General features: G+C 60.2%; 21 protein-coding genes (1 of these 21 only partly in view). All 21 read left to right on the top strand.

Annotation, left to right across the window (positions count from 1 at the left end; all coding sequences use genetic code 11):
* Positions 1-588 precede the first annotated feature (588 nt).
* Positions 589-1,677, top strand: a complete 1,089-nt coding sequence (locus AUJ55_08075; GenBank protein OIO56717.1) for a hypothetical protein — start codon at positions 589-591, stop codon at positions 1,675-1,677.
* The gene (locus tag AUJ55_08070) at positions 1,667-2,272 is read left to right on the top strand and encodes a hypothetical protein (GenBank protein OIO56716.1); all 606 of its coding nucleotides are present in this window, start codon (positions 1,667-1,669) and stop codon (positions 2,270-2,272) included. Before AUJ55_08075 ends, AUJ55_08070 begins: the two co-directional genes overlap by 11 nt.
* The gene (locus tag AUJ55_08065; protein OIO56715.1) at positions 2,272-3,387 is read left to right on the top strand and encodes a hypothetical protein; all 1,116 of its coding nucleotides are present in this window, start codon (positions 2,272-2,274) and stop codon (positions 3,385-3,387) included. Before AUJ55_08070 ends, AUJ55_08065 begins: the two co-directional genes overlap by 1 nt.
* Complete coding sequence (locus AUJ55_08060) at positions 3,384-4,220, top strand: hypothetical protein (protein OIO56714.1); 837 nt, start codon at positions 3,384-3,386, stop codon at positions 4,218-4,220. Before AUJ55_08065 ends, AUJ55_08060 begins: the two co-directional genes overlap by 4 nt.
* 1,159 nt (positions 4,221-5,379) lie before the next feature.
* A complete protein-coding gene (locus AUJ55_08055; GenBank protein ID OIO56713.1) occupies positions 5,380-5,646 on the top strand; it encodes a hypothetical protein in 267 nt (88 codons plus the stop codon).
* A complete protein-coding gene (locus AUJ55_08050) occupies positions 5,639-5,935 on the top strand; it encodes a hypothetical protein (protein ID OIO56712.1) in 297 nt (98 codons plus the stop codon). The genes AUJ55_08055 and AUJ55_08050 overlap by 8 nt, the downstream gene beginning before the upstream one ends.
* Positions 5,936-6,504: 569 nt before the next feature.
* Positions 6,505-6,876 carry a hypothetical protein gene (locus AUJ55_08045; protein OIO56711.1) on the top strand — a complete coding sequence of 124 codons (372 nt, stop codon included), beginning with the start codon at positions 6,505-6,507 and terminating at the stop codon, positions 6,874-6,876.
* A complete protein-coding gene (locus AUJ55_08040; GenBank protein OIO56710.1) occupies positions 6,852-7,205 on the top strand; it encodes a hypothetical protein in 354 nt (117 codons plus the stop codon). Before AUJ55_08045 ends, AUJ55_08040 begins: the two co-directional genes overlap by 25 nt.
* Positions 7,202-8,914 carry a hypothetical protein gene (locus tag AUJ55_08035; protein ID OIO56709.1) on the top strand — a complete coding sequence of 571 codons (1,713 nt, stop codon included), beginning with the start codon at positions 7,202-7,204 and terminating at the stop codon, positions 8,912-8,914. Before AUJ55_08040 ends, AUJ55_08035 begins: the two co-directional genes overlap by 4 nt.
* Positions 8,915-9,092: 178 nt before the next feature.
* A complete protein-coding gene (locus AUJ55_08030) occupies positions 9,093-9,395 on the top strand; it encodes a hypothetical protein (protein ID OIO56708.1) in 303 nt (100 codons plus the stop codon).
* A gap of 433 nt (positions 9,396-9,828) precedes the next feature.
* Complete coding sequence (locus AUJ55_08025) at positions 9,829-10,212, top strand: lactoylglutathione lyase (GenBank protein OIO56707.1); 384 nt, start codon at positions 9,829-9,831, stop codon at positions 10,210-10,212.
* Between the two features lie 77 nt (positions 10,213-10,289).
* Positions 10,290-10,910, top strand: a complete 621-nt coding sequence (locus AUJ55_08020; GenBank protein ID OIO56706.1) for a hypothetical protein — start codon at positions 10,290-10,292, stop codon at positions 10,908-10,910.
* An 89-nt stretch (positions 10,911-10,999) separates the two neighbouring features.
* Positions 11,000-11,182 carry a 50S ribosomal protein L32 gene (locus tag AUJ55_08015; protein OIO56705.1) on the top strand — a complete coding sequence of 61 codons (183 nt, stop codon included), beginning with the start codon at positions 11,000-11,002 and terminating at the stop codon, positions 11,180-11,182.
* A gap of 20 nt (positions 11,183-11,202) precedes the next feature.
* Positions 11,203-12,249, top strand: a complete 1,047-nt coding sequence (locus AUJ55_08010; protein ID OIO56704.1) for a hypothetical protein — start codon at positions 11,203-11,205, stop codon at positions 12,247-12,249.
* Positions 12,250-12,287: 38 nt separating this feature from the next.
* Positions 12,288-13,256 (top strand): 3-oxoacyl-ACP synthase, encoded by a 969-nt coding sequence (locus tag AUJ55_08005; GenBank protein OIO56703.1) that lies wholly within the window; start codon positions 12,288-12,290, stop codon positions 13,254-13,256.
* A 1-nt stretch (position 13,257) separates the two neighbouring features.
* Positions 13,258-14,190 carry a [acyl-carrier-protein] S-malonyltransferase gene (locus tag AUJ55_08000; protein OIO56702.1) on the top strand — a complete coding sequence of 311 codons (933 nt, stop codon included), beginning with the start codon at positions 13,258-13,260 and terminating at the stop codon, positions 14,188-14,190.
* A 165-nt stretch (positions 14,191-14,355) separates the two neighbouring features.
* Positions 14,356-15,099 carry a 3-oxoacyl-[acyl-carrier-protein] reductase gene (locus AUJ55_07995; GenBank protein OIO56701.1) on the top strand — a complete coding sequence of 248 codons (744 nt, stop codon included), beginning with the start codon at positions 14,356-14,358 and terminating at the stop codon, positions 15,097-15,099.
* 151 nt (positions 15,100-15,250) lie between these two features.
* Complete coding sequence (locus AUJ55_07990; GenBank protein OIO56700.1) at positions 15,251-15,484, top strand: acyl carrier protein; 234 nt, start codon at positions 15,251-15,253, stop codon at positions 15,482-15,484.
* 83 nt (positions 15,485-15,567) lie between these two features.
* Complete coding sequence (locus tag AUJ55_07985; GenBank protein OIO56699.1) at positions 15,568-16,815, top strand: beta-ketoacyl-[acyl-carrier-protein] synthase II; 1,248 nt, start codon at positions 15,568-15,570, stop codon at positions 16,813-16,815.
* 95 nt (positions 16,816-16,910) lie between these two features.
* Entirely contained in the window at positions 16,911-18,191 is a 1,281-nt protein-coding gene (locus AUJ55_07980; GenBank protein OIO56698.1) for a hypothetical protein, read from the top strand.
* On the top strand, positions 18,188-18,445 hold the 5' portion of the coding sequence (locus AUJ55_07975) for a hypothetical protein (protein ID OIO56697.1). It continues 39 nt past the right edge of the window; only the first 258 of its 297 coding nucleotides appear in the window; the start codon lies at positions 18,188-18,190; the stop codon falls past the right edge of the window. Before AUJ55_07980 ends, AUJ55_07975 begins: the two co-directional genes overlap by 4 nt.

Raw genomic sequence — 18,445 nt, 5'->3', positions numbered from 1 at the left:
CTGCGCCAGTAATTTTTTAACGTGTGCCACCGCTGCCGTGGCATCGATGCGGTTGATGGTCACCGGGGTTCACCTCGTATCGGTTGTCGTGAGGCGATGATAACACCGGTTTTTGGGGTCGATTTTTCGTGCCGTAAAGCCGCCACACAGCCCTGAAGAGCCCCGCAACATCCCCCCGTAGTGGCCGCTACATCGGCGAGGGTTAGGGCGCCTTATGGGGCACAGGAAACACCCTTTTGAGCGGCGCCCGGCAGATTAAGGCGAGGGCTGGCTTTTCTTGGAAAAACCTTGTCAAGTGTTTTTTTAGGGGTGGGGCTGAATAGTTACAGCGCCTGAAGGTTCGCCACCGCGTAGTAAAACATCAGGACGGCTACGTCCAGCTCTTCGTTCACCCGGACGATACGGCCCGGCTCTACGAGGAACGACTGATTCTGCGGACCGTGCAAGGTAATGGCGGTCCTTTTTAGCCCTACGTCGTGACGCCATGCTCTGAGCATGGCTCAGACCTCAACATCTCCGTCCTCGCAAAAAGCACATGCCATCGGGCTGTTGCTGTGGGATGACCGTTCCCACCAAGCGGTGGGGAAGATGTTCACGCTCCCGATCCGACCTGAGGAGCTCAATTACACCGAGCCGACCCGCATCACAACTCAGGCCACTCTTGCCGGCGCCTATGCCGACATCCATGGGTGGGGGATCAAGACCCTGACCGTAACCGGCCACACCGGGTGGCGCGGCAATTCCTCCGGGGATGGCGCTGCCCTCTTCAAAACCATGAAGACCGACATTTTCGATGAATACCACCGGCGGCGCGCCGAGATGCTGCGGCAGCTGCGCGATCCGAACGATCTGCAAATGCTCGTTTCCGATAAGCACCACGGTTACACCTGGGTTGCGGCCCCCAAGGCCTTCACCTTGCGTCGCCACAAGTCAAGTCCCCTGCTGCACCACTTTGCCCTGTCGTTCGACCTGTTGGGTGTTCCTGAGGATTTCGCGGTCATCCCCGACCCGATCATGGATGCGATCAACAACCCGAGGATCCGTCGCGATGCTGCCAGCAAGCACCTTCAGGATCAGAAAACCACCCTGCAAGAGTTGAACGACGACCTGAATGCCTACCGGGCGGAGATGGATGCGGCGTTCGGCCCGATAACCGATTACTTGCAGGGTATCAACGACACAATTGCGGGCTACATCGACGTGATCACCGGGTTTGTCGACGCGACCCTGGGTCCGATCTTGGCGGTGGCCGACTCGCTTGTCACGGCAGCGCACAACATCGGGCGGTTAATGCTCCTGGCAACCACTTTGGCGCAGAAGGTTAAGGGAGCCGTGATGCGACTGTGCTCGGCGTGGAACGACATCCGATGCACCCTGCGCAATGCATGGCAACATGCGCTCGACTTCCCCTCGTTCTCCGATCTTCTCAATGGCGCCTCGAACTGCTCATCGACTGGCGGCGGCTCTGCCCCCTCCGCCTACCGATCGACCAAGACCAACACCGTCGAGGCTGTTCGGCAGGCTCAGGCCACTCCCCCTGCAACCCCAACGGTCTCGACGGCAGCACGCGCCTCGATGTCGGCCGTCTCGGTCGACCCCATCGCCCAGACTTCCCCCCCAACCGATCTGGCTCAGCATGCCAGGTCAATTTCCGAGGGGGTGAGTCTTGCCGCTTAACCCCTTCAGCAAAACGATCCCGCGAACCAGGCTCGTGCGCATCCGTCCCGGAGACACGCTCCAGCGGATCGCGGCGCGGGAGCTCGGCGACGCAACGCTATGGCCCGATCTGGTCTACCTCAACGGGTTGGTATGGCCGTTCATCGTCGCAAGCCAGGCTCAGGCTGCGGCCAATGTGCTCGTGGAGGGGGATTCACTTCAGGTTCCCGAGACCGGGGCGCTGCTGCCGGGGGAGCAGGGTCTATCCGACCTCATGCTGGTTCAGGGTCAGTTGGTCGTCGCCAGTGGCGACCTTGCGCTGGTGACGGGAAATGCTGCAGCAATGCAGTCGATCACGGTAAGGCTTGCGGCCGAGACTGGGGACTTGATCTTCCATCTCGGCTTTGGCAGCTCGTTCCGGCGAATCATCGGTCAGGGCGGTGGCCCAGAAACGATCCAGATTGCCGAAGCTTTTGTTCGCAAGGCCCTTCTTGGCGACCCGAGGGTGGTGGATGTCCCTTCGTCGGTCGTGACCATTTCCGGGGATTCGCTCCGGGTAGAAGCCACGGCGCGTCTACGTGACGGCGCCGTCGTTCCGGTTTCGGGGGTGTTTTAGTGGCTACCCAGATTAAGGATCTGATATCGATCATCGCGGCGCTCGTCAATCAGGTCAAGGCAACTCGCCCTGACATCACCGATTTCCAGGTCGGATCAATCATCCGCACGCTTCTGGAGGCGGCTGCGGCTGAGATGGAGGAGCTCTACATCCAGCAGTTCAACTCGCTGATGGAGGGGATTCCGACGTCGACCTACGAGGCGTTCGGCTTTAGCCGCCTGCCGGCTTCGACCGCGACGGTAACCCTAGACTTCTCGGCCTCATCGCCTGTCGCTGCCGCGGTGCTTGTCCCTGCTGGGACACGGGCCAGGACAACCGGTGGGATCGTCTTCACGACGCAGGCAGACGCCACGATTGCCATTGGGCAGACGACGGTATCCGTGTTGGCGGCTGCTGACCGGAGCGGCGTGATCGCCAATGTCGCCGCCAGCACGGTGGTGGTGCTGGTCGACCGTCCCCAGGGCATCAGCACGGTGACCAACCCTTCCGCCGCAGCCGGCGGTTCCGACCTTGAAACCGATCTGCAATTGAAGACTCGATTCCAGGATTTCATCTCGTCGATATCGCGCGGGACGGCTGGAGCAATCGAGTATGGGGCGACAACGGCGACCGTGACCGATGTTGGCGGTGCGGTAATTGAGAGGTGCGCCAAGGCGACAGTTGTCGAGCCGTTTTTGGCCGACCCTCTCAATCCCATCGGCGTCGTTGAGCTCTATTGCCACAACGGATCTGGATCGACCTCCCAGGCTCTCCTTGATGCCGTCGCCATGGTGGTTGCCGGGTACACGATGCAGAACGGCACCGTCGTGGATGGGTGGAAGGCGTCCGGCGTCCAGGTCGTCACGTTCGCGGCCGGAGATTACGTCCTAGACGTGACGGCGCAAATCGTGTGGGTCAACGGCGCCGACCCGGTGGCAGGGGCGTCGGCGGTGACTGCTGCAATTTCCCAATACCTCTCGTCGTTGGCAATCGGCGCCACTGCGGTGTGGTCGCAGATTCTTGCCGCCGCGCAATCGGTCCCCGCGGTTTACTCAGTCGCAGTGCTCTCCCCCGCCAGCGATGTCGCCCCTGGGACGTTGCAGAAGATCGTCCCGGGTGTGGTGACGATCCAATGATCCTGACCCGCAAACTCGTCGCCTCCCTCCACGGTGGGTTCGTCCGAGACCCCATTGAGGTCGAGGCAATTTCCCTCACCAATTCCCCTGGGGCGGTCTCCTGGAGCATCTCCGATCAGGTTTTCACGATATCGGTTGACGGTGGAGCGCCTGCGGCGCTCCCCCTTGGGGGGATCCTGGTCTCTGACGTCGTGGCCTGGATTCTGGGGCTTGGTTTGACGGCTGCGGCACTTCAGCAGCCAGACATGGGTGCCGAGACACTCCTGGACGATAGTGGGGAGGTCGCAGTGAGTGGCGGTGTCGTTTGGACGTCATTCACAGACCCAACGTGGGCCCTCCTTGATGCATTTGCTTTTGAGTTGCAGGGGATCAGGGGGTCGATCGGCAACATGCGCGCCGATTTGGGCCTCTCTACCGCGAGCGGGGAGTGGCTGGACTTCCATGGTGCTCACTACGGGGTGGCGCGAACGGCAGGGGAAAGCGATCCGGATTACGCTGCCAGGATCGTCGCTACCGCCACCAAGACGCTTCTGACCAACCGGACCCTGGAAAATGCGATCACCGGTGCCATTCAGGCCACGTCAGTGGTTGTTGCTGATGCCGGGCTTCTCAGTTTTCCACACTACCTCAACGGCTACTACACCCTGGGCGGTGTCTACCCGATTGGATACCTCCCAGGTGGATCCCCAGCAATCGACGCGACAATCCTCGCGCCGATCCCCCAGGGTGAATCTGAGGCAATTGTGGGGGGGAGGGCTAGATCGGTGATCGAGTTCACACGGGCCGCCGGTGTTGCCGTTCGGAGCCTGAGTGTTAATGGGGTGCCCGCGTGATCGTCGTGATGGCACGCTCATGGTGAGGAGATAATCATGACCCCACTGACCGAATCTGCTACCTGGGGTAGCGCCATTCGAGAGCTATTGACCACCGATGCGGCGCTCGGTGGCCCGCCCATTGTCGACGTAAATGGCGACCCAGTCCTCGGACCTGATGGTCGATCCATTGGCGGTGATTTGAATATTGCGCCAGCACAACTGGCTAACCGAACTGCGTGGTTGAAAGCCGTGCTGGACGCTGGTATCTCGGCTGTTGGCATTACCCCTAATGCAGCAGATATCTCCCAGCTTGCTGGTGCATTGCTTCGGAGGCAGGTGAGTGGGGTGACCACTTATTCGGCGGCAGGGGCGTACAACCTGGATGGTCTGTCCTCAATCGTAATTGTGGCAAACGCTGCCTCTGGATCAACGCTGACCATCCCGTCATCCATTCAACCCGGTGTGATTTTCATTGTATTTACTCAAAGCTACGCAACTGCGACAGTCGTAAGCGAGAATGGATTACCATTTGTTACTCTTGGCGCGGTTGGTCAAGGGCGGAGTTCGGAACTGTATGGAAGCACTCTCCAGTTAGCTGCGGGGCAGTGGGCATTGTTTTTCTCTGGGGGCAACGCATCAGGATTGGTCAGGGTGTTGACTTCAATCCCACCCCTAACTGCTGTGCCGTTAATTGGAGCAGACGCGACGGCAGACAATCATGCAATCACGAAGGGGCAGGCTGATGCCAGATACGCTGGAGCAAATCACAACCATGACGCCGCCTACTCCCCGTCTACGCACACCCACAATAGTTTGTATGCAAGACGGGCATTTTCAACTGCAAATGGGTTAATTACTGCCGGATTAGAAGCCATCAGTTATAGCAATTATTTCATGTTATATGGCGGGTTCTGGGAAGTACGATCCTACATAGACTTTACAAACGTTTACGCAGGTACAACTGTCACGATCATTGACAGTAACGGCACGGCACTCTCATCTCCAGTGACATTTAGTGGGACAGCAGGGAGAGTCTTGACACAAACATATTTTAACAACATCTCGCCTGGAACGTATGACGTCCGCTTGAAATTTGTAAACGGCGGATCGCTTCAAGGTAATTATACGATGACTAACTTTTGCTATAACAACACTTAAAAAAATTGCGGGGGATAAAGTGGCCATCGAGACCGAAAAAAAGACTCCTTACGGCGTAAATGCTACCTATTGGCGCATTGATGAGGTCCACATTTTCCACGGGCGCGGTAACGCCGAAGTGGTGTTGTTTGGGTACCCAAATATGAATGCCCGTCTAAATTCTATGGTACCCATCGCACGCAGGAACGTGATGATCGAAGATATACCTGCAGCCGAGTCCGGACGATCCGCGATCTACCCTGCGATCAAACTTGATCCTGAGTGGGAGGATGCGATCGATGCCTAGGATTCGGATTCGTAGCGCCTTGAGGGCCTGGCCCTTCCTCGCCCTGGCAATAATCGCATCCATGATTGTGGCCATGATTGCCCCATATCAGCTCGGGGTGATGGTGTGGGGGTTGGCAAAAGTGACCCTGTTTGGCTACATCGGGTATTGGACCGACCGGGGGATATTCCCTTACGCAAGGCCGCATATTGCCCCTCCTACCGGTGATATCACCTACGACCGCCATGCTGCACTGCGTCGGGCGATTATCGTCGCGGCAGCCATGGTCGCAGGCGGGACTGGGGTCTAGGTGGACGTTCCACCAATCCCGCCGGAAGCCGCCCAATACGAGCGGATGCTGGTGAGGGAGGCCCATGCTCAGTGGGGCTTGGACGCACCGATATCGACCTTTGCAGCCCAAATTCACCAGGAGAGCGGGTGGCGGTCGACGGCAAAAAGCAAATACGCATCAGGCCTTGCTCAGTTCACCCCAGCGACTGCCGAATGGATCTCCAAGGTGTATCCGGCGAGCCTCGGCGCCCCTGCCCCTTATTCCCCCGGGTGGGCAATCAGGGCCTTGATCGTCTACAACCGGCGCCTTTTCGGGGCGATTTCTCCCCTTTCAGCACCACTCCCTCAAGTGCCGGATTGTGATCGGTGGGCCTTGGCCCTGAGTGGGTATAACGGGGGACCTGGTTGGGTATCAAGGGACAGAAAGCTGACGGCACAACTCGGCGGCAACCCTGATGCGTGGTGGGGTGAGGTTGAGAACCACAGCACAAGAGCGGAATGGGCATTCCGGGAGAACAGGGATTACCCGAGGAAGATCCTCTTGCGGTGGGAGTCACTCTATTTTGATGCCGGGTGGGGGGGGCGGGTATGCGGTCAACAATCTACGCAACCCTGATCGGGGTTGTTGCGACGTCGTCGGTATGGGCATGGGGCCAGTTGGAGCTGAAGGATTCCGAACGCAGCTTGGCCATGGCCACCAGTGCAACAAAAACACAGGCGGTCATCGCCGAACGGTTGCGATCTCGCGCCCTTGCGTCGGAGAGCAAATCACGGGTCCTAGAGGCGGTCATTGAGGCCCAAAACGGGGCCGTCGAGAGATTCCAAACCGAAGCAGATGCGGCATCGGTGTTGGCCGAGAACAGGGCACTCCGAGTCGTTCTCGGGAAGCCACCTGGTGAAGAAGAAGGTGGTCACGGACCTGAGGGGATGAATCGATGGGTGAGTGGGCTCTTGCGCTGATTTTGTTTGGGGGTGGCGCCACCACCGGGTGGTTCGCACATCCGGTCACCCCCCCAGAGATAGTCACCGTCATCGAAGAGGTCGAGGTCGTTAAACAGGTGACCGTTGAGGTGCCGATCCCGGTGATGCCCAAGGTTCCGGTCGAATTGACCGCTCCTCTGGCGGGGGTTGTTGCCCCCCTTCCTACATTCATCGGCCCCCACGCCCCAGGCGCCTCATCTTGCCTCGACGTTCAGGGCGAGGACAGTTTGAAACGGCTGATATCGGCGGCATTACGCAGGCAAAAGTCTTGGGAGGCATGGTCATCACCGGTGGGGGCACAACAATGATTTCAAAAAATGGAACCGTCATCACCATCACCTCCACCCACACCCTTGACGAGGTGATTGCGGCCTACCCGGCAGACTTTGTGGCTACCGGTAGGGCTGTGCAAATTCAAGACGCCACCCTGACCGACATCAGGGTTGGAGACGGCGCCGACACCCCGTCCACGTTGACGATGGTCGACAAACAGCTCGATGCGACCGGCGCGGTCACACTGACCGTCAACGGATTTTCTGTCGCCGGTATTGAGTTGACCAACCTCAAAATCGGTGAAGTCGATGCGAATGGAAACCCCACCCAAGGATGCGTCCTTTCCGACCGAATTGACCTGAGACTAATCATAGGGCACCTCTACGTCTACGGGTCGGATATTCGGCGCGGAAAAGGTTTCCAGAGTCATGGGAAAATCACGGCGGAGGGTTCGACCTTCCGGGGGTTTGTCTTCACGCTGGCGTCGGTCAAACGTCTTGTTGGCTGCGTAATCTACCCCGCCGACAGCGCCGTTAACTTCTACGGCGAGGGCTCATTCCCATTATGCGGGGATGCGGATGCCACCATCACCGATTCGAGCCTGGTGATTGATGATTCAAAAAACTACTGGATTAACAGACAGTTCACACGAGACCTGTCCCGTCTTCAGATAGAAGGGGCAAACGCCAACACCGCCCTGTTTACGGTCGACGGAGACGCTTCGGGGCTGATCAACTTCCCCGACATCACCCTGCCGCAGGTGGTGTGGTCTGGGAACGCTTGGGACATCAAACGCCTCAATCAACTGCGCCAGATCGACATCAGCCTGCGCGATACCGCCGGGACGGTCCTGGATGGCACCGCCGTCACAGGTGTCACCCTGACCGACACCCTTGGTACGGTCTACGCTGGGACGCAGCAACCCGATCTTTCCTGGCGCTTTTCTGCGGTGCTCAACCACCGCATCACCAAGGTGGTGTCGATTGGGGTCATCACCGACGAGGCATTCGGCCCCTTTGTCCTGCACGCCACCATGGTCAGTGGCTCTTTCACCGCAACCTTCGCCGACCTAAACGAGGTGTGGCGTACCCCAGTGCCCATCGTAGTCACCAACCCATCGGCAGTGCCGCAGGTAGCGAGGATCTCCCAGGTCGACACACATGAGTTCCAGGGCGAGACCCACCACGAGATTGTTTTCGTCGGCGTGCCTGGGGTGTCGCCAACGCTGCGCATCTGGGATACAGAGGTTTCCCCGGCTGCGCAAATCGGGACCACCATCACGATGGGTGAGCCACGTCCAGGGGTATTCAAGGCACTGATCAACTGGTCAACCCTGGCACTTCCCCGCGTTCCCGACTACTACCTGATCGAAGTCGTCCAGGGCAACACGGTGGATGCCGTGCCGGTGGAGGTTGAGACGGATCCCGCCGCCAATCAGGCAGCGGCGGCGGTTTGGGCAAGCCCGTCGAGGACACTGACCCAATCGGTTGGCGCTACCCCTGCGGAAATCTGGGCTCATCCAAACCGCCTCGTCACCAACACCGAGCTTTCTTTGATCCCCAAGATTGGGGTTGATTCTGGGTTTTCTGCTGCTATTGGTGGTGGCAGGTGGATCATTGAGAACAACCAAATGGTGTTCTTTGCCCCTGACAACGTCACCGAGGTTGCTCGCTTCAATCTCTATGATTCTGGTGGGGCGCCAACAACAGACCCCGCCAGGTCCATGCAGAGGGTCCGGGTGTGATCACCCTGGGTCTAGGAGGGGCCCTGATTACCAGTGGGCTTGGTTCTGGGGAACGTATCCTGATCCCGTCAGGGTTCAAGCGGATGGTGGTGGTCCCAGGGGAACGACGCACCTTGGCGATTGATGCCGATCCCAGGATAATTGGCATCCCCCCAGAGGGGAGGAGAGAGGTTGTAGTATGGCCCTAGCGCGATTCGAGAAGGATCCTGCTTCTCTTCTCGACTATTCTGTCGATTGGTCAAAGTGGCTTGCCGACCAAGGCGACATCCTGGCGTCTTCTGTCTTTACTATCAAGGGCCCTGCCGCCTCACCGTCAGCGCTTGTTTCGACCCAGCAGCATATCGACACAGCTACAGGTCGGACGCTGGTATGGTTATCGGGGGGCTCGTCCGGGGAGGTCTATCAGGTGGTCAATGCCATCACTACTGCTGGCGGCAGGCGCACTGAGCGGACATTCGCGGTCAAGATTGTTGACCGTTGAGAAAGCATGGGACACTCATGGGACACTCATGGGACACTCATGGGGCAGCGCTCGGCCTAAGCAGCAATAAGCCGCATTAAATTTGCGAGTGTTTGCAGCCGTTTAGGTGTTGTGCGTTAGTGTTGGTATCGGTTGGAAGCGGACTCAAAATCCGGTGGGCTAACACCCGTGTCGGTTCGATTCCGACCTCCGGCACCAACAAAGCCCCGCATCTTGTCGCATGTTCTTGCGATACGGTGCGGGGCTTTTGTTTTTGTTGGCATTTTCGAATGTTCCCACCTTTGGGTTTCTTTCTGTTTTCGCATCGTTGCGCGGGCGTCCGACGGTATTTTTACGGTATTTCCACATCCGTTTTTCCGATGCCGTCTCCGTTCATGAGATGGACTATTCTCTTCAAAACCCTTCAATTTCTTTCGTTTGATTTGGAATAACCATGCGCCTGCTCCACACCATGATCCGGGTCGGAAACCTCGACCGCTCCATCGCTTTTTATACCGACTTGCTCGGTATGCGGCTTTTACGTCGCAAGGACTATCCCGAGGGGCGGTTTACCTTGGCTTTTGTGGGGTATGGCGACGAAGCCGAACACTCCGCCATTGAATTGACCCACAATTGGGATACCGACGGTTACGACCTGGGCAATGGTTTTGGTCATTTGGCCATCGGGGTCGAAGATGCGCAGGCCACCTGCGCGGCCATTGCCGCTGGGGGGGGCAAGGTGGTTCGTGCGGCGGGGCCGATGAAACACGGCACAACGGTCATCGCTTTTGTAGAAGATCCAGATGGTTACAAGATCGAGCTCATCCAGGGTAGATAATCGCCCCAATCCCTAAAAAACCTTGTCTCCCAGGCGTTTGACCTGGGGGGGGGCGATCCGTATGATCCGCACCCTTTTTGCACCGGGGAATTCCCGGTTTGATCGAGGTTTTTACAGCCGTGTCCCAACTTCGCCGCCTGGACGATCTGATTATCGCTCTGGAAGAGCTTCCCAAAGGCGGTTGGCAGGTCGAGGGGGCGGTGCTGGCGCTGGATGATCTGCCCGAGGGAATAACCTTGGCTGCACCGGTCGAACTTGCCGTCGAGGTCAGAGCGGCCCGTGGTGGGCAGTTCCGGGTTGGCGGGCACGTCAAAGCGACCCTGACTGCCCCCTGCGACTCGTGCCTAGATCCCTTCACCTTCGAGGTGGAAGAAGACTTTGATCGTCTGGTTGCCATCGGCGAGGAGTCGGGCTTCTTTCCCCAGGTTGAAGCGGGGGAGGAGGGGATTCCCATCGACGACCTTCCCGATCTGTTTTTGCTCGACGGGCAGCTAAAGCTGACCGAACTGGCGCGAGAAGAGGTTCTGGTGGCAATACCGCCGTTGCTGCGCTGTTCGAGCGAGTGCCAGGGGCTTTGCCCCTACTGCGCCTTGAATCGCAACCTGGAATCCTGCGCATGCGCCGAAGGTGAGAGGCGCAAAGACAGCCCTTTTGCGGGGCTGGCCGAAATGTTGGAAGCCAAAAAAAGGGGGCGCTGATTTTTTTGTTGTTGAATGCGCCCATTTTTTCAGTCTTGTTTTTAATTTAGGGCCGGGACCTCCCGGCTGTTTGACTAAGGAGCGAACCCATGGCCGTACCCAAGAAGAAGATCTCGCAATCCCGTCGCGGCATGCGTCGTGCCCACGACCATCTGACCCCCTCTGCTCAGGCGACCTGTCCCGAGTGCCATGAACCCAAGATGCCCCATCACGTTTGCCCCCATTGCGGCTTCTACAAGGGCCGTCAGGTCATCGCCGGCGCCAACGATTGATCGTACCGACACAGTCGCCGATGCCGTCGGATCGAATCGCCATTGCGGTGGACACCCTCGGGGGGGACTTCCCCCTTGAGGTGCCTATCGCAGGCGCGCTGCGTGCCGCCCGTAAGGGCGGTTTTTCTTTGGTGCTGGTCGGCCCCCAGGAGCGGGTCGAGCAGACCCTGGCTCGGCATGACGTGACCGATCTGACCATCGAGATCGTCGATGCCCCCGATCAGGTCGGTATGGACGAGCTGCCGACCCGGGCCATCCGCAAACGCAATTCCTCGATGCGCCGCACCATCGATCTGGTCCGCGAAGGCAAGGTCGATGGGGGAATCTCCGGTGGCAACACCGGCGCCCTGATGGCGATGGGAACCCTCTTTCTTCGCACCATCCCCGGCATCGACCGCCCCGCCATCGCCTCACGCGTCCCCCGCATCGGCGGTTCCACGTTGCTGCTCGACATGGGGGCCAACGTGGTGTGCAGTGCCGAAAACCTGGTGCAATTCGCCATCATGGGCGACGTCTTCGCACGGGTGATCAACAAGCGGGAAAATCCGGCCATTGGCTTGCTCAATATCGGCTCCGAAGAGATCAAGGGGACCGATACCGTCAAACAGGCGGGGGAGATCCTCTCCAAGCTGCCGTTGAACTTCGTCGGCAACGTCGAGGGCAACGACATCTATTTGAGCGATGTCGACGTGGTGGTCACCGACGGATTTACCGGCAACGTGGCGCTCAAGACCTCGGAGGGGGTGGCCAAGATGATCACCACCCTGCTCAAAGAGGCGCTGCTCAGTACCACCCGCAGCAAAATCGGCGCACTCCTGGTCAAGCCTGCCCTCGACATTATGAAAGAACAGGTCAACCCCGACCGTTACAACGGCGCATTGCTGTTGGGGCTGTCGGGGGTGCTGGTCAAGAGTCACGGCGGCGCCGGACTCGATGCCTTCACCAATGCCACCATGACCGCCTTCGAACTGGCCAAGGGAAGGGTCGTGACCGAGATCGAGGAAGAGATCTCCCACATGGCGGGCGGCATGTCCGCCGCCCAGGACGAACCCGCCTCGGAAGACTAAGCAACCTGCGACCGTTTTCCGTCGCATCGGAGCAACCCATGAAACCAGGTATCCACATCCTCGGTACCGGCAGCTACCTGCCCGAAAAGGTGCTGACCAACGAGGATATGACCAAGATCGTCGATACCACCGACGAATGGATCGTCACCCGTACCGGCATCCGGGAGCGGCGCATCGCCGCGCCGGAGCAAGGGACGGCCGACATGGCGGTCGAGGCGGCCAAGCGTGCCATCGCAGCGGCTGGGATCGAGCCAGGCAGTATTGATCTGGTCATTTTGGCCACCACCACCCCTGACCACATCTTCCCCGCCTCGGCGACCATCGTTGCCCACCGGCTGGGGATCAAAAACGTCCCCGCCTTCGATTTGCAGGCGGTCTGTTCGGGCTTCATCTACGCCCTGACCACCGCCCGGCAATTCCTTGAAAACGGCAGCGCTACTCGCGCCTTGATTATTGGGGCCGAGACCCTGTCGCGCATCGTCGACTGGAACGATCGCACCACCTGCGTCCTGTTCGGCGACGGTGCGGGGGCCATGGTTTTGGAGGCCCGGACCGGCACCGAGGGGGCGATCCTTTCGACCCATCTGCACGCCGACGGTCAATACACCCCCTTGCTTTGGGTTCCCGGTGGCCCCTCGACTCCCGATGCCCCCAAAACCATTGCGATGGAGGGCAACGCGGTTTTCAAGGTGGCGGTGCGTCAACTCGGCGATTTGGTCACCGAGACGCTGGCCGCCAACCACCTCAAGCGCAGCGACATCGACTGGCTGGTCCCCCATCAGGCCAACATCCGCATCATCGAGGCGACCGCCAAGAAACTGGGTCTGCCGATGGAGCGGGTGGTGGTCACGGTCGACCGCCACGGCAACACCTCGGCCGCATCGATCCCCTTGGCGCTCGATGAGGCGGTGCGCGACGGTCGCATCAAAGATGGGGATTTGGTTCTGCTGGAGGCCTTCGGGGGTGGGTTTACCTGGGGCAGCGTTTTGATCCGTTGGGGCAAATAACATGGGCATCGCATTCACTTTTCCCGGCCAGGGTTCTCAAGCGGTCGGCATGGGCAAGGCTTTTTATGACTTGGGCGGCGATTTCAAGGCGATCTTTCAGATGGCCGACGACACCTTGGGTTACTCCCTGACCAAGCTGATGTTCGAGGGGCCTGAGGAAAATCTGCGGTTGACCGCCAACACCCAACCTGCACTGGTGACGATGGCCGCCGCCGCCCATCTGGCCCTGACCCAGGCGGGGATCGCTCCGACCCTGGTAGCGGGCCACAGCCTGGGGGAATACGCCGCCGTGGCCGCTGCAGGTGGATTGAGCTGGAGCGACGCCATCCGCTTGGTGCACATTCGTGGCAAGGCGATGCAAGAGGCGGTGCCGGTGGGGCAGGGGGGGATGGCCGCTATCCTTGGGGTCGAGATGGCGGTGGTCCGACAACTTTGTGAGCAGGTCAGCCAAAACGGCTTGATCGTCGTTCCTGCCAACGACAACGCCCCCGGTCAGATCGTCATCAGCGGCCACAACGCGGCGGTCGCCGCCGCGGTCGAGGCTGCCAAAGAGGTGGGGGGCAAACGCTCGGTGATCCTGCCGGTCTCCGCCCCCTTCCACAGCCCCTTGATGGCCCCTGCCGCCGAGGTGATGCGCAAAGCATTGACCGCGACCGGCGTGGCCGATCTATCGGTGCCTGTCGTGGCCAACGTGACCGCCGATGCGGTGCGAAGTGGCGCTGCCGAGCTGGATCTGCTGGTCGAGCAGGTCACCGCCCCAGTGCGCTGGGTCGAATCGGTGCAGCGCATGAAGGCGCTGGGGGCAACCCTCTTGGTCGAGCCCGGCTCGGGCAAGGTGCTGACCGGCATGCTCAAGCGTATCGATAAAGAGCTGACCGGCGCCGCTGTCAACGGCCCCGAAGACATCGACAAACTCCAGGCGCAGCTGGCCTGACTTAAACCGGAAAAAGGCTCCGGCCTTTTTCCTTCAACGCTTCGCCAAAAGCGTGGTTTTGGCTTCGCTTTCGAAATCGGACAAAACCTGCCCGATTTCGGCGGTCCATCCCTGGGTCGCGGCGCGGCTTGTTCCATGGGTATTTCCTCTGACGAGAGGTTAGATATGAGCCTGCAAGGACTGAGCGTGGTCGTGACCGGTGCCTCCAGCGGCATCGGTAAAGAGGTGGCGCTGCATTTGGCTAAAGCCGGTTGCCGTCTGACCCTGACCGGCACCAACCAAGAGCGCTTGGACCAGGTCAAGGGGCAGGTCGCCGAACTCGGGGCTGAAGTGGTCACTGTGGCGGTCGACTTGAACGCTGACGGCGCCGCCGATCAAGTCATCAACGCCGCCCTTGAGGCCTTCGGGGCGCTGGACGGACTGGTCAACAACGCCGGGATCACCCGCGACACCCTATTGGTGCGAATGAAGGACGATGATTGGGACGCCGTGATCGGCACCAATCTAACCGCCCCCTTCAAACTGCTGCGGGCCGCCGCCAAGGTGATGATGAAGGCGCGCAGCGGCTCGGTTGTGAATGTCTCCTCCATTGTTGCCTCGACCGGCAACGCGGGGCAGACCAACTACACCGCCGCCAAGGGGGGTGTGGAGGCGATGACCCGAACGGTGGCGTTGGAGCTGGCGAGTCGTGGCGTGCGGGTCAACGCGGTGGCGCCCGGCTTCATCGAAACCCCGATGACCGAGGTTCTGCCCGAGAAGGTGAAAGCCGCCCTGCTCGACAACATCCCGATGAAGCGGATGGGCAAACCAGAAGAAATCGCCGATTTAATCGAGTTTTTGCTTTCTCCCAAAAGCAGTTATATCACCGGGCAAACCTTACACGTCAACGGTGGGATGTACCTGGGGTAACCCCCAATCCACATATTTGAGACTTCCCTGATGGGCCTCGGACCAAGTAGCATCCCACCCATCGGTTTTTAGTCGTTTCTTTTCATGCCGGTTCTTTCGGCACCACTGCGGTGGATTCTTTCACGTTGGTTGAAACAAGGGGTTCAACACCATGAGCATCGAAGATCGCGTCAAGAAAATCGTCGCCGAACAGCTGGATGTGGATGCCGAGAAGGTCACCATCGACGCCTCCTTCGTCGACGATCTGGGCGCCGACAGCCTCGACACCGTGGAGCTGGTGATGGCGTTGGAAGAGGAGTTCGGCATCGAGATTCCTGAAGAAGATGCCGAAAAGATCGCCACCGTGGCCAACGCCGTGGATTACATCAAGGCCAACGGCGAGTAATTCCACCGGTTGGATCGCGGGCCGGAGTCGTCGATTGTTGCGGCGCTCCGGCCCGTTGAGTTTTGAGCGATAGGATCACCCCCGTGAATCGACGCGTCGTCATTACTGGCGCCGGCCTTATCACCCCGGTCGGCAATAACCTTGAGTCCTCCTGGGCCGCCATCCTCGCTGGCCAAAGCGGTATCGGTCCGATTTCTAAATTCGATACCGAAGGGTTTTCGGCCCGAATCGCCGGTGAGGTGAAGGGGTTCGACGTCGAGGCGTTCATCTCGAAGAAGGACCAGCGCAAGATGGATACCTTCATTCATTTTGGGGTGGCCGCCGCCGACATGGCGTTGCAAATGAGCGGGCTGGTGATCGACGAGCGCAACGACGAGCGGGTCGGGGTGATCGTAGGCTCCGGGGTCGGCGGTCTGCCCGCCATCGAGGCAACGGTCAAGGAGTACCTTGAAAAAGGGCCGCGCCGCATCTCCCCCTTCTTCATCCCCATGACCATCATCAACATGGTGTCGGGCCACATTTCGATCCGTACCGGCGCCAAGGGACCCAACAGTGCGGTGGTCACCGCCTGCGCCACCGGAACCCACGCCATGGGCGAGGCCTTCCGCATCATTCGGGGCGGCTATGCCGACGCGATGATCGCGGGGGGCACCGAGGCCTGCATCTGCCCCACCGCAGTGGGGGGATTCGCCGCCTCCAAGGCGCTCTCAACCCGCAACGATGAACCCGAGCGTGCCAGCCGCCCCTGGGATAAAGACCGGGACGGTTTCGTCATGGGCGAAGGTGCCGGCGTGGTGGTGATGGAATCGCTGGAGTCGGCCTTGGCGCGCGGCGCCAACATCATCTGCGAGGTGGTGGGCTACGGCATGAGCGGCGACGCCTACCACATGACTACCCCCGCCCCCTGCGGCGATGGCGGCGGTCGGGCGATGAAGGCGGCTTTGAGCGACGCCAATCTGTTGCCCAGTCAGATCCAGTACATCAATGCTCACGGCACCTCGACCCCCACCGGCGACACCCTTGAGATCGAAGGGGTCAAGGGGGTCTTCGGGGATCATGCGACCAACGGTCTGCTGGTCAGCTCGACCAAGTCGATGACCGGTCACCTGCTTGGGGCCGCCGGTGGCATTGAGGGGGTCTTCACGGCGCTTGCGATTCGCGATCAGATCGCTCCCCCCACCATCAATCTTGAAAATCCCGACGAGGGTTGCGATCTCGATTTCGTCGCCGAAGGCAAAGGGCGCCCGGCCGAGATCCATTACGCCATGTCCAACTCTTTCGGATTCGGCGGCACCAACGCCACCATCGTGTTGGCCCGCTACAACCCCTGAAAATCCAGCCCGCTTTGAAAGGCTTGGTTTCCGACGCGGCGCCGTCATCCCTTACGGGGTGGCGGCGCCGTTGTTTTTGGGGCGATGGGCAGGGGGTGATCGAGCGGCTGGCCTGCGCCGATCCTGCCTATTGGTCGGTTTGGTTCGACCGAGCCCATGCCGACCGCCGTTACGCAGAGCCGGTGAGTCTTTTGTTGGGTGGGCTCGATTGGCGCTGCGGCGCTTGGCACGAAATCGCCCCGCTGTTGCCCGCCCCCCATGAGGCTGCTCCAACAACGCTTCTACAAGGGGGATTGCTCTTCGTCGCCTTTGAAGCGTTCCACTGCCTAGAACCCAGCGTTCCGAAGGCCCGACTCGATCCCGGTTACAACCTTGACTACGAGGCGGCATGGGGACGATTCGATGCCTTGATTGCCCTCGACCACGAAACCGGACATGCGGCGCTGTGGTGCCGGGAATCGGTCCCGGAGCAGAACTGGCAACAGTGGAGCGGGCAGGCCCACGGGGAGGATCCCCCCCCACCCGTAGCACCTGAGGGGGCCACCGCTCGCCGCTTGATCGATCCGGAATCTTTTCAAACCATGGCTGCGGCCGGAATCGAGGCGATTGCCCGGGGCGACCTTTTTCAGGTCAATCTGGCCCATCCCATCGAGGTTTCGGGGTTGGGGGACGGTCTACCCCTCTTTCGCTTTTTAAGAGCCGCCAATCCGGCCCCTTACGCTTGCTACGCCAGGCTCCCCGGCCTAGATCTAGTCTCCTGCTCCCCCGAACGGCTGGTTTCGACCCATGGCGGGATCGCCCGCAGCCGCCCCATCGCCGGAACCCGCCGCCGAGGACGGGGGGAGGGGGAGGACGACGCTCTGCGCCGGGAGCTGCTCCTGTCTGCCAAGGAGCGAGCCGAGCACATCATGCTGGTCGATTTGATCCGCAACGATCTGGGGCGGGTATGCCAAGCCGGTTCGGTCGGGGTCGAGGAGCTGATGGTCACCGAGCAACTCGCCTCGGTTTGGCATATCGTCTCCGAGGTTGCGGGTCAATTGCGCCCCGGTGTTGGCCCTGCCCAGGTGACGGCGGCGATGTTCCCCGGTGGCACCATCACCGGCGCCCCCAAGGTGCAGTGCGGCAAGCTGATTGCGCAGCTGGAGCCCTACCGGCGCGGCCCCTATACCGGCTCCATCGGCTGGGTTTTGGGGGACGGATCGCTCGACCTGAACATCTTGATCCGTACCCTGGGGCTTCGAAACGGCACCGGATGGCTGCATGTCGGGGCTGGGATCGTCGCCGATTCCGAGCCGCAGCACGAAGACCGGGAAACCCTCAACAAAGCCGCCGGTATTCTGCACCCCCTCGGAATCGAGGTTCGCACCCTGCGATGAGTTCTATTGAGCTTTTCACCACCTTGCCCACCTCGACCGTTTCCCCCTGGGAAATCCGCGGCTTGATGTTCGGCGACGGCCTGTTTGAAACCATGCTGGTGTGGGGGGGGGGGCTCCCCTACGCCCCATGGCATCGGCAGAGACTGGCTGAGGGGTGCGCCCGGCTTGGACTCGATCCCGATCTGGCGGTGGTGTGGGGTCGGCTACAGGGGCTTGATCTACCCGAGCGGGGCATTCTCAAACTGGTGGTGGGG

It is taken from the genome of Proteobacteria bacterium CG1_02_64_396 (genome assembly GCA_001872725.1).
GTDB lineage: Bacteria > Pseudomonadota > MNWR01 > CG1-02-64-396 > CG1-02-64-396 > CG1-02-64-396.
The sequence above is the reverse complement of the archived record's forward strand: the minus strand, read 5'-3'. Positions and strand labels throughout refer to the sequence as shown.

What these genes read in the sequence shown, in the direction of transcription:
- AUJ55_07995 (OIO56701.1), top strand. Translation starts at nt 14,356, where the DNA reads ATGAGCCTGCAAGGACTGAGCGTGGTCGTGACCGGTGCCTCCAGCGGC.
- AUJ55_08045 (OIO56711.1), top strand. Translation starts at nt 6,505, where the DNA reads ATGCGGTCAACAATCTACGCAACCCTGATCGGGGTTGTTGCGACGTCG.
- AUJ55_08030 (OIO56708.1), top strand. Translation starts at nt 9,093, where the DNA reads ATGGCCCTAGCGCGATTCGAGAAGGATCCTGCTTCTCTTCTCGACTAT.
- AUJ55_08010 (OIO56704.1), top strand. Translation starts at nt 11,203, where the DNA reads ATGCCGTCGGATCGAATCGCCATTGCGGTGGACACCCTCGGGGGGGAC.
- AUJ55_08075 (OIO56717.1), top strand. Translation starts at nt 589, where the DNA reads ATGTTCACGCTCCCGATCCGACCTGAGGAGCTCAATTACACCGAGCCG.
- AUJ55_08000 (OIO56702.1), top strand. Translation starts at nt 13,258, where the DNA reads ATGGGCATCGCATTCACTTTTCCCGGCCAGGGTTCTCAAGCGGTCGGC.
- AUJ55_08040 (OIO56710.1), top strand. Translation starts at nt 6,852, where the DNA reads ATGGGTGAGTGGGCTCTTGCGCTGATTTTGTTTGGGGGTGGCGCCACC.
- AUJ55_08060 (OIO56714.1), top strand. Translation starts at nt 3,384, where the DNA reads ATGATCCTGACCCGCAAACTCGTCGCCTCCCTCCACGGTGGGTTCGTC.
- AUJ55_08025 (OIO56707.1), top strand. Translation starts at nt 9,829, where the DNA reads ATGCGCCTGCTCCACACCATGATCCGGGTCGGAAACCTCGACCGCTCC.
- AUJ55_08005 (OIO56703.1), top strand. Translation starts at nt 12,288, where the DNA reads ATGAAACCAGGTATCCACATCCTCGGTACCGGCAGCTACCTGCCCGAA.
- AUJ55_07990 (OIO56700.1), top strand. Translation starts at nt 15,251, where the DNA reads ATGAGCATCGAAGATCGCGTCAAGAAAATCGTCGCCGAACAGCTGGAT.
- AUJ55_08015 (OIO56705.1), top strand. Translation starts at nt 11,000, where the DNA reads ATGGCCGTACCCAAGAAGAAGATCTCGCAATCCCGTCGCGGCATGCGT.
- AUJ55_08050 (OIO56712.1), top strand. Translation starts at nt 5,639, where the DNA reads ATGCCTAGGATTCGGATTCGTAGCGCCTTGAGGGCCTGGCCCTTCCTC.
- AUJ55_08035 (OIO56709.1), top strand. Translation starts at nt 7,202, where the DNA reads ATGATTTCAAAAAATGGAACCGTCATCACCATCACCTCCACCCACACC.